The organism is Corynebacterium sp. H78 (assembly GCF_037572275.1).
Lineage (GTDB): Bacteria > Actinomycetota > Actinomycetes > Mycobacteriales > Mycobacteriaceae > Corynebacterium.
Genome location: NZ_JBBHKX010000003.1, coordinates 179,169 through 192,704, shown reverse-complemented (window position 1 = coordinate 192,704; position 13,536 = coordinate 179,169). Strand labels below are relative to the sequence as shown.

The following is a 13,536-nucleotide window of genomic DNA, read 5'->3' as shown; positions in this document are numbered from 1 at the left end:
AACCACAGGGCGAGTATTCAGCAAAGATTGATCAAGCGAAGAACTGAGAGAGGCCAATGACTACCAACGTGTACGGTTCCGGTGACCCAACTCAGGATGACCAGATTCCTGTAGAGCAGATGGGATACGAGCAAGCTCGCGACGAGCTCGTCGAAACCGTCAAACTACTCGAGCTTGGCCAAATGGGGCTCGACGAATCGCTAGCTCTTTGGGAACGTGGGGAGGCACTCGCCCACCGCTGTGAGCAGCACCTGGCAGGTGCCCGCGCCAAGGTTGAGCAGCGTCTTGCTCAACGTGACGAAAACGACGCCGCCGATAACGGCGACGTCGATTAATGCGGGTGCGTGAAACCAAGTTAGTTCGTAGCTGGAGCTTCCGGCTGAGCTGGTTCTCCCGGCTGCTCGGGCTGGCCTGGCTGCGCAGGAGCATCGTCCAGGCCGGGTAACTTCTTCCCTGCCTGCAGTGCCTTGGCCAATGCCGTGTACTCGTCTTCGTTCGCCGAGCCTTCTAACATTGCCCGAGCATCGCCGAGGTCGCCCACCCAGACCGTACGTTCTTTATTGTCAACAGCTTCATGCTTTGTCCATGTGACACCATCGACAGTGACTTCGCCTTCAGCAATCCGAGCGACTCCATCACCTGGTAGCGCATCCAGTGGCGCATCCGTCTGCGTCACCTGAATGAAATCCTGGTTAGCCGTGACATAACCAAGAACGGTTGCTTGATGCCCACCGGCCATACCGCCCCGCGTCGAATTGGCTGTCCACCCCTGAGGTACCTCTGGCACCCGAATCTTAAACGGCACCCGTCGCGATTCCATATCGAGGAACGATTGCGTATCTACCTGACGAACTGGGCCATTTTCCGGACGCCCCGGATTAAACGAACACAGTCCCGTAAAACCGACAGTAACGACCATCAAGACAGCCATCACCACCAATGTGAAAGTGATATCTCGACTGTCTTCCAGGATTTTTGGCTTCTCCGAACTCACGCGCCTTAGTATGCCAAAAACCGTGGATAATCCCGCATCGTCCCTTGAACTGGGTGAAAACGCTTGCATGACGACGTCGTAAAGCAAGCGAAATCCGCGACGAATTGTTGGTATTTATTCCCCCACAAATGACTTGTGCCACCCCCTATTACTGAAAAAGTGGAACACTAGAAGTTGTATTCCTCGTGGAATCTGTCTGAAGCCACGCGGAGCAGCAGAACGAAATCCAGATCATTAGAAATGACGGAGGCCATCCACCAATGAACGCAGCTAATCCTGAGGCACCAGATCGCAACCTCGCCATGGAACTGGTCCGTGTGACCGAGTCCGCAGCACTCGCAGCTGGCCAGTGGGTCGGACGTGGCCAGAAGGAAAAGGGCGACGGTGCGGCGGTTGATGCAATGCGTAAGCTCATCAACACTGTCCAGATGAACGGTGTCGTCGTTATCGGTGAGGGCGAGAAGGACGAAGCCCCGATGCTGTTCAACGGCGAAGAGGTCGGCACTGGCGAAGGCCCAGCAGTTGACATCGCAGTTGACCCAATTGACGGCACGACCCTGATGGCTGAAGGTCGCCCAAACTCGATCGCTGTTCTCGCGGCTGCGGACCGTGGCTCGATGTACGACCCATCGGCAGTTTTCTACATGGACAAGCTCGCGGTTGGTCCAGAGGCTGCGGGTGTCATCGATATTGAGGCTCCAGTCGAACACAACATCAAGGCTGTGGCAAAGGCTAAGGGCATCCGCAAGGAAGACGTCACCGTTGTTGTTCTGGACCGCCCTCGCCACGAGGACATGATCCGCGACATCCGCGCTGCTGGCGCAAAGATCCGCCTGATCGGTGACGGCGACGTTGCAGGTGCCGTTGCTGCAGCACAGGACACCAACTCCGTCGACATCATGATGGGCGTGGGCGGCACTCCAGAAGGCGTTATCACTGCATGCGCCATGAAGTGCATGGGTGGCGAGATCCAGGGCAAGCTGCACCCACGCGACGAGGCTGAGATCAAGAAGGCCCTCGACGCAGGCCACGACCTGTCTCGCGTCCTCACCACCGATGACCTGGTTGCATCCGACAACTGCTACTTCGTCGCAACCGGCGTCACCAACGGCGACATGCTGCGTGGTGTTGCTTACCGTGGCAAGGGCGCTTGGACCCGTTCGCTAGTTATGCGTTCCAAGTCCGGCACCGTCCGCCACATCGAGGCTTTCCACTCGCTGGACAAGCTGCGTAAGTACGCCGCGATTGACTACGGCGAGGGCCAGATGGCAGACGAGGACCTGTAAGCCTTAATACCGATGCTCCCCTGGGACTTTGTACAACCCAGGGGAGTTTCCTGAAGGTCGGGGGTAATCCATGGCACACCCTGATTCTTCTTCTCGTACATACTGGACTTGATCAAAAACTCTCGTAGAAAACTCCCCAAAGAAAGAGGATTTCGCATGACCGAGCAGCAGTTCCGCATTGAGCACGACACCATGGGTGAAGTGAAGGTTCCAGTCAACGCTCTGTGGCGTGCACAGACCCAGCGTGCTGTCGAGAACTTCCCAATCTCCGGTCGTCCGCTCGAATCAGCACAGATTCGTGCAATGGGCCTGCTCAAGGCTGCATGTGCACAGGTCAACAAGGATCGTGGCTTGCTCCCAGCTGAGCAGGCAGACGCAATTGTTGCAGCTGCGAAGGAAATTGCAGAGGGCAAGCACGACGCTGAGTTCCCAATTGACGTTTTCCAGACCGGTTCGGGCACCTCGTCCAACATGAACACCAACGAAGTTATTGCTTCGATTGCTAAGGCAAACGGCGTTGAGGTTCACCCAAATGACCACGTCAACATGGGCCAATCCTCCAACGACACTTTCCCAACCGCAACTCACGTTGCTGCAACCGAAGCTGCAATCAAGGATCTGATTCCAGGCCTGAAGGTTCTGCACGCTTCCCTCGCTAAGAAGGCAGAAGAGTGGAAGGACGTTGTTAAGTCCGGTCGCACCCACCTCATGGATGCTGTTCCGGTAACCCTGGGCCAGGAGTTCGGTGGCTACGCTCGTCAGATCGAAGCTGGTATCGAGCGCATCGAGGCAACCTTGCCTCGCCTGGGCGAACTGCCAATCGGTGGTACCGCAGTCGGCACCGGCCTGAACACCCCAGCTGACTTCGGTGCAAAGGTCACCGCGGAGCTGGTCAAGCTGACTGAGGTTTCTGAGCTGAAGGAGTGCGTCAACCACTTCGAAGCACAGGCTAACCGCGACGGCCTCGTCGAGTTCTCTGCTGCAATGCGTGGCGTTGCACTGTCCCTGAACAAGATCGCTAACGACATCCGCTGGATGGGCTCCGGGCCACTGACCGGTCTGGGCGAAATCCACCTGCCAGACCTGCAGCCAGGTTCGTCGATTATGCCAGGCAAGGTCAACCCAGTTCTGTGTGAAACCGCTACCCAGGTTTCCGCACAGGTCATCGGTAACGACGCAGCTGTGGCGTTCGCTGGTGCAAACGGACACTTCGAGCTGAACGTTTTCATTCCCGTGATGGCTCGCAACGTTCTCGAGTCTTCCCAGCTGCTGGCTAACACCGCACGTCAGTTCGCAACCCGCCTCGTCGACGGCATCGAGCCAAACGTCGAGCGCATGCGCACTCTGGCAGAGTCCTCCCCATCCATCGTTACTCCGCTGAACTCTGCAATCGGCTACGAGAACGCAGCAAAGGTTGCTAAGACCGCACTGAAGGAAGGCAAGACCATCCGCCAGACCGTCATCGACATGGGCTTTGTCGACGGCGAGAAGCTGACCGAGGAAGAGCTGGACAAGCGCCTCGACGTTCTTGCTATGGCAAACACCGACCGCGACTAATTCGCAGGTGACTGTGCACTAGTTGTAAATGCACATCGCATACCTGCTACGTGCGCATTAGCGTGACGCTAAAGGGGCTAGACCACGACTGGTCTAGCCCCTTTTTGCGCTTCCCTGTCATAAAATTCTTCGAAGATCTTCGTGAAGTGACTTTCCCAATTCACATTCCTAATGAAACAATGTTGATATGAGAACATACGCCTTTCCGGTGCAGCATGTAGCAAAGAAATTTGTTGCCTGGATAACGCTGATTATCGGAATTCTCGCCGTTGGCGTTTTCCAAATGCTGACCTCGAGCCTCGAGCCTGGAAACTCGGCTCCAGCCACGCTGCCGCCAGATTCTGACTCCTACCAGGTCAAGGAACTGACTTCACAGTTTGAAGGTGGAGACGCAACACCTGCCATCGCGGTGTTTTCAAAGAATGATGATTCGCCACTGACACCTGCGGATCTTGGCGCGATTAACGAATCAGTCGCCGCCATGTCGGGAATAACCCTCCCAGAAGCTGCTCGCGAACAACTCGACACAGCTGTCGATGGCAGTGGCATCAAGGCAGTGTCACCCGTCATTCCACTGTCTGACAATGCTGCGCAGTCTGTTTTGGCACTTCCGGGCGACATCAACGGCACGGGTCTGTCCAAGACCGTCAAAGAAATGCGCGAATCTGGCAAGGACTCTTTACCAGAAGGCATCACGCTAGAGCTCTCCGGCCCTGCCGGCTTCGCCGCCGATACGGCTGCCGCTTTCGAAGGCGCAAACTTCACCCTGCTGGGCATTTCAGCGTTAGTCGTCGCTGTGTTACTGATTTTCACCTACCGCTCCCCGATCTTGTGGCTTGTGCCTCTGCTTGTCGTTGCCATTGCTGACCGGGTTGCCTCCATGTTCGTTGAGTTCGTCGCTGGCCACACTGCATTGTCGTTCGATGCCTCAACATCGGGAATTATGTCGGTGCTCGTGTTCGGTGCAGGCACTAACTATGCGTTGTTACTGATCAGTCGATACCGGGAAGAACTTCGCACTCACGAAGATCACCGTGAAGCGCTTTCCGTCGCGCTCCGTGCATCGGTGCCAGCCATTGTGTCGTCGAACCTGACAGTTGTGTTGGCGCTGTTGGCTCTCATCGTCACCTTGGTTCCGGCCTACAAATCGCTGGGCATTGCTCTATCCATGGGTTTGCTTGTCGCCCTTGCGTTTTCTCTCTTTGTATTGCCAGCAGCGTTGTCGCTGTGCGGCCGTGGCATCTTTTGGCCAAAGGTTCCGAAGGTCGATCCTTCCGACACAAAGCACGAGAATTCTTCACTCTGGTTCCGCATCGGTGGCCTGGTTTCGAAGGCACCTCGCCGCATTTTGGCCGCCATGCTCGTCGTTCTCTTCGCCCTCGCTTCGGGCATCGCAGGTGCTAACGTCGGATTGTCTACTACGGAGCAATTCCGCACAGAGTCGGAAGCCGTTGACGGTCTGGAGACAATTGCGAAGGCCTCCTCCCCTGGTGCTGCAGCACCATTGACTGTGATTGCTTCCTCGGAGTCGTCGGCACGCGTTCCGGAAGCAGTGGCAAGCGTTCCAGGGGTTTCGGTGCAGGGCCCGCCGACAGCTTCTAAAGACGGATCCCTACAGAAGTTCACCGTGATTGCTGATGCCGCTCCGGCAACTCCGGAATCGTACGAGCAGATTCGTCAGCTTCGAACCGCCGTGGAGAACGTGGATCAGAACGCCCTTGTCGGCGGCCAAAGTGCTGAGGCAATGGATACTCGCGATGCAACCAAGCGCGACACGATTGTGGTTCTGCCAATTATTCTCGTCATCGTCTTCGTGCTGCTGGTAGTGGTGTTGCGCAGCATTGTGGCACCAATTTTGCTGCTCTTTGCGACGTCGTTGTCAGCAGCAGCTGCCCTCGGCGCAGGAGCTTTGGTGTCAGAGCATGTATTTGGTTTCCCAGCGCTTGATGTGTCGGTGCCACTGTATGCCCTGATCTTCCTCGTAGCACTCGGCATCGATTACACGGTGTTCCTCGTGCTGCGTGCAAAAGAAGAGAAGAAGAACCACGGCACTCGTGACGGCATGACCCGAGCGGTTGGCCTCACCGGTGGTGTGATCACGTCAGCGGGCATTGTCCTGGCAGCGGTCTTCGCAGTTCTGGGCGTGCTTCCGCTGATCACGCTTGGTCAGGTCGGCATTGTCGTTGGTCTGGGTATTCTGATCGACACTTTCCTCGTCCGCACGCTGGTCGTCCCGGCATTGTTCGACATTTTCGGTGACCGCATGTGGTGGCCATCGAAGGCCAAGAAACCTCTTCCTAAGAACTAGTGATGTCAGTGGTGGCTACCGGAAGGGAGCCACCACATTTTCCTTTTGAGAGTGTGAAAAACAGCATCCACCTGCACTATTGCCATATTATTGCACTGAGTGTAACTTTGCACTGGTGGAAAAACAACACATCTGCGATTGTGGCCTTCGCGAACTCAAGCGTCGCCGCACTCGCCGCGGAATTGAGGATGCAGCGACGGAGCTGGTCGTCAAGCGTGGCTACGACAATGTCACGCTCGACGATATTTGCGCTGTCGTCGGCATCAGTCGCCGCACTTTTTTTAATTACTTCGATTCAAAAGAGCTCGCGGTTTTCGGCCCCGGGCTACTCATCTTCACAGATGATGATGCTCGCGAGTTCCAGTCAGTTCGCCACGACGACCCGTTGCGGGCTCTTCTGCTTATGATCGAACAGAATCTGGTCAATGCGCATCGCCGAGATGATGATCTGCCCGATCCAATTGCACGGCTCGAAGAGCTTCGTCGCACTCGTCGGGACATTGTGGACAACGAGCCATTCCTCGTAACGAAGAAGCTCAGCATATTCGGCCCCGTCTTGCGACGAGTCCACCTGAGCCTCGTCGCAAGTTTTGAGGCATACCCGGACTCGCGTCAGTGTCCTGAACTCACGTTGAGCGAAGAAGCGTCTGTGGGCGCTGGCTTCCTCAGAGAGTGCATTTTGTTCACGGCAACACATATTGAACACCCATTTCATGGCGCCCCATTGCAAACAGCAGCTGGTGCCATCAACAATTTCGCAAGGAGGATGTCATGGTAAAGGACACCACCACAACCGTGGAAGATACCTCGACGACAACCGTCGAGAAGAACAAGTCCCACGTCACCATCATTTTCGTGGCGCTCATCCTCACAATGCTGATGAGCTCGCTCGGCCAAATGATCTTCGCTACCGCTTTGCCGACCATCGTTGGCGAACTCGGCGGCGTCAACCACATGTCGTGGGTTATTTCTGCATTCCTGTTGGCTCAGACGTGTGCAATGCCGATTATCGGCAAGCTCGGCGACATGACCGGCCGCAAGCACATTTTCCTTGCAGGCATCGCAGCATTCATGGTCGGCTCGATCCTTGGTGCTATCACGCAGTCGATGGGGCTTCTCATCGCAGCCCGTGCCCTGCAGGGCTTCGCCGCCGGCACCTTGATGGTGTCGTCTCAGGCAATTATCGCTGAGGTTATTCCTGCACGTCAGCGCGGTAAGTACATGGGCATCATGGGTGCTGTATTCGGCCTCAACTCGGTGCTCGGCCCAGTCATTGGTGGCTGGCTCACCGACGGACCCGGCTGGCGTTGGGGCATGTGGATCAACGTTCCACTCGGCTTGATCGCACTGTTCGTGTCCGCACGCTACCTGCGTTTGCCTCGTCGCAGTATGGAGGCTCGTTACGATGTCCTCGGCACCGTCTTCCTGGTCATTGCGGCATCAACGCTGATTCTCACCACCACGTGGGGCGGCACTCAGTACGAGTGGACGTCACCAACCATCATGACGCTCATTGCCGTATCGATTGTTGCGTGGATTTCCCTCTACTTTGTCGAACGCCGCGCGTCTGCACCACTTATCCCAGTTGAGTTGTTCCGCGTCCGTAACTTCAGCTTGACGACGGTCGCAGGTCTGGCCCTCGGCATCGCTATGTTCGGCACGATGGCGTACTTGCCTACTTACCTGCAAATGGTTCATGGCATGACCCCAACGAACGCTGGCCTGATGATGACTCCGATGATGGTTGGTATGTTGCTGACCTCGATCAGCGTGGGCAACCTTATTTCGCGTACCGGCAAGTACCGCTGGTACCCGCCAGTTGGCATGACAATTATGGGCATTGCCTTGTACCTCATGTCCACCTTGCAGGCATCCACGTCGCTGGTCACTGTTGGTATCTACTTGTTCATCATGGGCTTCGGCCTGGGTCTTGGCATGCAGGTCTTGGTGCTAGTTGTGCAGAATTCCTTCCCAGTCGCCATGGTTGGTACTGCAACGGCTGCGAACAACTTCTTCCGCCAGATCGGTGGCGCTGTTGGTTCGTCCGTTGTCGGCGCGATCTTCATTCACCGCATGGAGAGCCTTGTTCAGGAACGCCTGCCACAGGCAATGGCGCGAGTGCAGCAATCCGCTCCCTCAGCTGATGCCACACCAGTCGATCCTTCTGCTCTACACAGCATGACCCCAGCAATTCTGGATAAGTTGCCAGCACCTATCCATGATGTGTTCGTCACCAGCTACAACGATGGCCTCGCGCCCGTTTTCCTCATGCTGGTGCCACTGATGGCCTTCTCGGTGCTTTTGCTGCTCTTCGTTAAGGAAGACGCATTGAAGGAAACCATCGAGTAATCCCCGCTAGAAACTAAAAAGACCGCCACAACCGTGGCGGTCTTTTTCACATCACGACGATCGTCGTCACGCTCTAAACCAGTAATGCTTACGCTAGGCACCAACCTGATCAGCGGCAGAATCGAGCTTCTCAAGCACTGGGCGAATCGGATCTCCTGCGGCCTCGGCTTCTTCCAAAGCACGCTTAATAGCGCGCTCTTCGGGCTTCTCCAAGAGCTTTTCCAAAATGATGATGTCGCGCCACTGCCCGGCCATCGGGCCGTACGTCATCTTCGCCATGTGGTGGTACACACCGACTTCACGGAAACCGAGCTTCCGGTGCAGGTTCAGGGAACCAACGTTTTCTGGGAATACCCACGAGTGGATAGACCAGCAGCCCTTCTCCATCGCGTCATCCATGAGGCGTCCCAGCAAGGCACCAGCAATACCCATGCCCTGCCCATCAGGATGAACATAAATGGAGTCTTCGATAACACCTGAGAAGATGTCACGCTTCGACACCGCCGATGCCGATGCCCACGCGAGGACTTTCTCTGGGTTGTCCTCGGACACTGCGACATAGCAAAGGTCGAGGCGCTTCAGCGCACTGAAATCTTCCCAATTCGGGGCCGAATGCTCCCACGACGCATGACCGGTATCCAAGCCGATTTCGTAAATCTCTTGGACCTGAGGATAGTCATCCTCGCGCATCAGCCGGATGGAAAAGCGGCGCTTGGTGTCAGACATAAAACCAGTGTCCCCTAAAAACTCTCGTGGGTCGAATAATTGCCGAAATTGTTCTCGAAACATCGCATCTTAACGACGTTTCCCCCTCATCGAACGTCCCCCGCCGTTACTTCTATTCCGATTCTTCCCAACATCTCTCCCACCAGAGCGCCCGCCGGCACGACCTCCACCAGAGCGCCCACCGCCGGTCTGCTTATTCTGTGCTTCCCGACGAGCCTGCTTCGCCAACGTCTTTTCTCTCGCGGAGAGTTTCTTCGTAGGCACCTCGGTGCCCTGTTCGCTGCGTGTCGATCCTGCCCGACGACCCTGCACGATGCCCACGAATTCCTGTCGCACGTCATCGTCTGATTCCTTTGGCCAGACCAACCACATGTGAGTCGACATCGTCGCATCACTGACCGGCCGAACTTCGATGGCTTTCTTTGCCAGCGCACGTAACAATGGCAACGGTCCGGTAGCGATACCTGCCCCAGTAGCAACGACAGGCATCATTTCTCGATGCGCCGTCGCGTCTGTCGATGACAAAAGCAACGTTTCTTCGGCAAGCTCCGCATCGGCAACTTCATCAAGGAGAGACACGACATGTTCCTTCTCGACGGCCACTCCCCACGCCTCTTCGTAGAGACGCACCTTGTGAAAGTCGTCTCCGAACACCTCTGACAACTCAACAACACCGTCGTCGCGGACGAGAGCCATGTCAACGGAGTCGTCGCGAAGCAAATTCCCTGGATCGTCACTAGCGACACCATGGAGAGACAGTCCACTGCGTTCCCGGAAACGGCGGAACCACTTTTCCGGGTTCGCTCCTGTGACGAATGCAATGGACAATCCGGCGCTTGCGGAGTCAGGTCTCGACATACTCAAGACACTAGCTGCCGGTGATACCGTAGTGACCATGAAACCCCTGACTGCAGCGAAGAAGCTGGGCATCTACCTGCCTGCTACGCCGGACGAGTTCCAGAACTCACCCCTGACCCACGATGAATTCGTAGCATTGCAGAACAACCCACCTGAGTGGCTGGCGGAGCTGCGCCGCAATGGACCGCACCCGCGTCCAGAAGTGGCTCGCCGTCTTGGCATCACCATCACCGCTCTCAAGAAGAACGAGATGGATAAGCCTCTCACCACCGATGACATCAAAGCACTCCTCGCCGACCAGCCAGACTGGTTGCGTGCAGCGCGCACCTCTTTGGCGAAGCAGCGTGCAGAAAATGCTGACAAGAGCGAGGACGCTACCGAAGCCGAGTAGCTCTCACCGACATCACAAACTCAGTGAAGGAGTCCCCCATGTCCGACCTCACCACTGTTGATCTTGCCTACGACATCACCGGCCCCACCCACGTCGACCCTGCGCTGAGCCTGAATTCCACGCCTCACGCTGACACCATCGTGCTTCTTGGTTCTCTCGGCGCGACTCGCGAGATGTGGCAAGCCCAGGTCGATGCGTTGGCCAATGACTTCGCGGTCATCGCTGTCGACCTGCGAGGACATGGCGAATCCCCCGCTCCGGAAGGTGAGTACTCGGTGGAACTGCTTGCCGACGACGTCGTCAAGCTTCTCGATACCGTACGGGTCGACAAAGCCCATGTTGTTGGCCTGTCATTGGGCGGAGCGGTCGCACAGATGCTTGCGCTGAAGCATGCGGATCGCCTGGAGTCGCTGACGTTGATGTCGACGGCTGCGAAGTTCGGCACCAAGCAGGCATGGCTGGACAAGGCAGCGCTTGTCAAGGAACACGGCACGAAGGCTCTCGCAGAGACTGTGGTGCAAAACTGGTTTACGGAGGATTATTTCCGTACGTCCCCTCAGGTTCCCGATGCATATGCGCAGGGAATTTGCGACACGCAGGATGCTGGATACGTTGGCTGTTGCCATGCCTTGGCGGAGTTCGACTCGCGCAAGGTGCTGGCACAGATTGAACTGCCAACGCTTGTCATGGCTGGCGAGCAGGACACATCGACCGCATTGTCCGTGGTACAGGAGCTGCATCACGGCATTTCAGGTTCTCAGATGGTGACGATTTCACCTGCAAAGCACCTGGTCAATGTTGAACAACCGGATATCGTCAATTCAATGCTCCGGACATTCATTAGCTCCCGCGGCGAGTAGTAGTTCAAAGACTAAAGGCGACACATCCTGTTCCAAGGGATGTGTCGCCTTTAGCGTTTCGAGTGCAATTGGAGGTTGCTATGTGACTGGCATGGCCTAACCACTGCCTTTTACATTAGCCATTGACCAGGACAGTTGTGAATAACGAAACGAAATCCTTTCGTAAATCACCCCCATTCACCACCTTCCGAACGCAACCCCATGTCGACAAAATCCCAGGTCGACTCGAGCATCTATTAGGTAGGCCTAACTTCCACCATCGGGGGTAGTGCACGCTAACCCAGGCCGAAAATCGTGATGCGAGTCTCACGTTTGTCAAATTTGGGGGTAACATTCGCAAGAATGTGGCGCCGGACACATTAATCGGCATAATGGGGACATACTCACAATGTCTATTTCTAGCGATATTTTTTCGCTACAAACCTGTTAAGGCATTGAACCGCATTACATACCAAGGAGATTGCGATGAAGGACTTCCTCGCCCGCACCCACTTCGAAGAAGAACACGACATGTTCCGCGATATGGTCCGTGGTTTCGTCGAGAAGGAAATCGCACCGAATGTTGAGCGTTGGCACGATCAGGGCATGCCAGATCGCGAGCTCTTTAAGAAGGCTGGCGAACTTGGTCTGATTGGCATGTCCACGCCGGAGGAATATGGCGGCGGCGGAACGATGGATTTCCGTTACAACCAAATCCTCAACGAGGAGCTGACCCAGGCAGATTCTGGTTCAATCGTTGTTTCTTTCGGCACGTTGAACGACCTCTGTGCACCGTACTTGGCCAAGTTCGCCTCCGAGGAGCTCAAGCAGAAGTACCTCGCTGGCATGAACGCCGGTGATCTCATCGGTTGCCTCGCTATGACCGAACCTGGTGCGGGTTCTGATCTCGCAGGTATGCGCACCTTCGCTAAGAAGGACGGCGACCACTACATTCTTAACGGTTCGAAGACCTTCATTTCTAATGGCATGCTGTCCGACTTCGCACTCGTCGCAGCGGTCACCGACCCATCCAAGGGTCGCGCTGGTGTCTCCATGTTCGTGGTTGATTCAGATCTTGAGGGCTACACCAAGAACGGCCCTCTGAAGAAGGTTGGCCTGAAGGCTCAGGACACTGCAGAGCTCAACTTCGATAATGTCCGTGTTCCAGCAGAGAACCTCGTCGGCGAAGAAGGCGCAGCTTTCGGTTACCTCCGCACCAATCTCGCTCACGAACGTCTCACCCTTGCCTGTGGTTCGGTTGCTACTTCTCGACGCGCGTGGACCCTGGCCTACAACTACGCCAAGGAGCGCGAGACCTTCGGACGTCGCCTCGTCGATCATCAGGTTCACGGCCACTACCTCGCAGACATTGCTACTCGCATTACTGCACTGCAGGCTTTCGTGGATCAGTGCGTCATGCAGCACAACGAGGGCAAGCTAGACGAAACCGCAGCATCGATGGCAAAGTTCTGGACCACTGAGGAGCAGCAGGACATCGTTACTCGCTGTGTTCAGCTGTTCGGTGGCTACGGCTTCATGATGGAGTACCCAATCGCCACGCACTACCTCGATACGAAGGTGCAGACGATCTACGGCGGCACGAACGAGATTATGAAGGAAATCATCTCGCGTCGTATCGCTAAGGGTGATGCCTCCTAGCATCGCAGATTCACGTTAGTTCGCCTGGTCAGCGAACTACGGCTATACACTGTTTGTTTGCAGGCATGTGGGGAGCCATGACATCGGCAGTACGCAAGTATTGTCGACGACATGGCTCCCCATCGCATTTTCAGCGTCCCCTTTGCGGACATCTACCCGCTCTATCTCGCCAAGATCGAGCGCAAAGACCGTACTCAAGAAGAACTCGACACCGTCATTTCCTGGCTCACCGGATACGACCAGACTGGGTTGCAAGAAGCGATCGTCGACAAGCGGACGCTGGAGGATTTTTTCGCACAGGCTCCGCAGATGAACCCCAACACAGATCTGATTACGGGCTCGGTGTGTGGTGTGAAGGTGCAGGAAGTCGAGGATCCGGTCATGCGGAATATTCGGTACATGGACAAGCTTGTCGACGAACTCGCCAAAGGCAAGAAGCTCGAACGCATCCTGCGCTCGTGATTGTGAAACGCGAATGAGCTCGCCAGGGCTACGAAGGCTTATGAAAAGCGCCCTCGAACATTAGCGATTCGCGAACCAAGATTGACCACTAAAGTGGTGTGAAAGCT

At 55.9% G+C, this 13,536-nt stretch carries 13 protein-coding genes; 10 read left to right on the top strand and 3 right to left on the bottom strand.

Annotation, left to right across the window (positions count from 1 at the left end):
- Positions 1 to 56: 56 nt before the first annotated feature.
- A complete protein-coding gene (locus WG934_RS07410; RefSeq protein WP_339989492.1) occupies positions 57 to 335 on the top strand; it encodes an exodeoxyribonuclease VII small subunit in 279 nt (92 codons plus the stop codon).
- 20 nt (positions 336 to 355) lie between these two features.
- Here the strand turns inward: WG934_RS07410 and WG934_RS07405 are convergent, their stop codons facing one another.
- Entirely contained in the window at positions 356 to 994 is a 639-nt protein-coding gene (locus WG934_RS07405) for a DUF4245 domain-containing protein (RefSeq protein WP_339989490.1), read from the bottom strand.
- Positions 995 to 1,254: 260 nt separating this feature from the next.
- Here WG934_RS07405 and glpX point away from each other — a divergent pair, with 260 nt between their 5' ends.
- The 5 genes from glpX to WG934_RS07380 all read left to right on the top strand — a co-directional run bounded on the left by glpX (position 1,255) and on the right by WG934_RS07380 (position 8,494).
- Positions 1,255 to 2,280, top strand: a complete 1,026-nt coding sequence (glpX, locus tag WG934_RS07400) for a class II fructose-bisphosphatase (RefSeq protein ID WP_339979395.1) — start codon at positions 1,255 to 1,257, stop codon at positions 2,278 to 2,280.
- A 156-nt stretch (positions 2,281 to 2,436) separates the two neighbouring features.
- Entirely contained in the window at positions 2,437 to 3,837 is a 1,401-nt protein-coding gene (locus tag WG934_RS07395) for a class II fumarate hydratase (protein WP_339979393.1), read from the top strand.
- Positions 3,838 to 4,024: 187 nt separating this feature from the next.
- Positions 4,025 to 6,145: an MMPL family transporter gene (locus WG934_RS07390; protein WP_339989489.1), complete on the top strand. Its 2,121-nt coding sequence runs from the start codon at positions 4,025 to 4,027 to the stop codon at positions 6,143 to 6,145.
- Between the two features lie 115 nt (positions 6,146 to 6,260).
- The gene (locus tag WG934_RS07385; RefSeq protein WP_339989488.1) at positions 6,261 to 6,923 is read left to right on the top strand and encodes a TetR/AcrR family transcriptional regulator; all 663 of its coding nucleotides are present in this window, start codon (positions 6,261 to 6,263) and stop codon (positions 6,921 to 6,923) included.
- Positions 6,917 to 8,494 carry an MDR family MFS transporter gene (locus tag WG934_RS07380; protein WP_339989486.1) on the top strand — a complete coding sequence of 526 codons (1,578 nt, stop codon included), beginning with the start codon at positions 6,917 to 6,919 and terminating at the stop codon, positions 8,492 to 8,494. Before WG934_RS07385 ends, WG934_RS07380 begins: the two co-directional genes overlap by 7 nt.
- Before the next feature lie 93 nt (positions 8,495 to 8,587).
- On the opposite strand, the gene WG934_RS07375 is transcribed toward WG934_RS07380, so the two are convergent.
- Entirely contained in the window at positions 8,588 to 9,220 is a 633-nt protein-coding gene (locus WG934_RS07375) for a GNAT family N-acetyltransferase (RefSeq protein ID WP_339979381.1), read from the bottom strand.
- Positions 9,221 to 9,289: 69 nt separating this feature from the next.
- Entirely contained in the window at positions 9,290 to 10,078 is a 789-nt protein-coding gene (locus WG934_RS07370) for a LysR family transcriptional regulator substrate-binding protein (RefSeq protein WP_339979379.1), read from the bottom strand.
- A gap of 37 nt (positions 10,079 to 10,115) precedes the next feature.
- On the opposite strand from WG934_RS07370, the gene WG934_RS07365 reads away from it, so the two are divergent.
- The 4 genes from WG934_RS07365 to WG934_RS07350 all read left to right on the top strand — a co-directional run bounded on the left by WG934_RS07365 (position 10,116) and on the right by WG934_RS07350 (position 13,429).
- Positions 10,116 to 10,469, top strand: coding sequence for a DUF5997 family protein (locus WG934_RS07365; RefSeq protein WP_339989485.1), 354 nt, complete (start codon positions 10,116 to 10,118; stop codon positions 10,467 to 10,469).
- Positions 10,470 to 10,507: 38 nt separating this feature from the next.
- Positions 10,508 to 11,329: a 3-oxoadipate enol-lactonase gene (pcaD, locus tag WG934_RS07360; protein WP_339989483.1), complete on the top strand. Its 822-nt coding sequence runs from the start codon at positions 10,508 to 10,510 to the stop codon at positions 11,327 to 11,329.
- Positions 11,330 to 11,794: 465 nt separating this feature from the next.
- Positions 11,795 to 12,967: an acyl-CoA dehydrogenase family protein gene (locus tag WG934_RS07355; RefSeq protein ID WP_339979371.1), complete on the top strand. Its 1,173-nt coding sequence runs from the start codon at positions 11,795 to 11,797 to the stop codon at positions 12,965 to 12,967.
- Between the two features lie 111 nt (positions 12,968 to 13,078).
- Positions 13,079 to 13,429 carry a DUF2200 domain-containing protein gene (locus WG934_RS07350; RefSeq protein WP_339979369.1) on the top strand — a complete coding sequence of 117 codons (351 nt, stop codon included), beginning with the start codon at positions 13,079 to 13,081 and terminating at the stop codon, positions 13,427 to 13,429.
- The last annotated feature ends 107 nt before the right edge of the window (positions 13,430 to 13,536 follow it).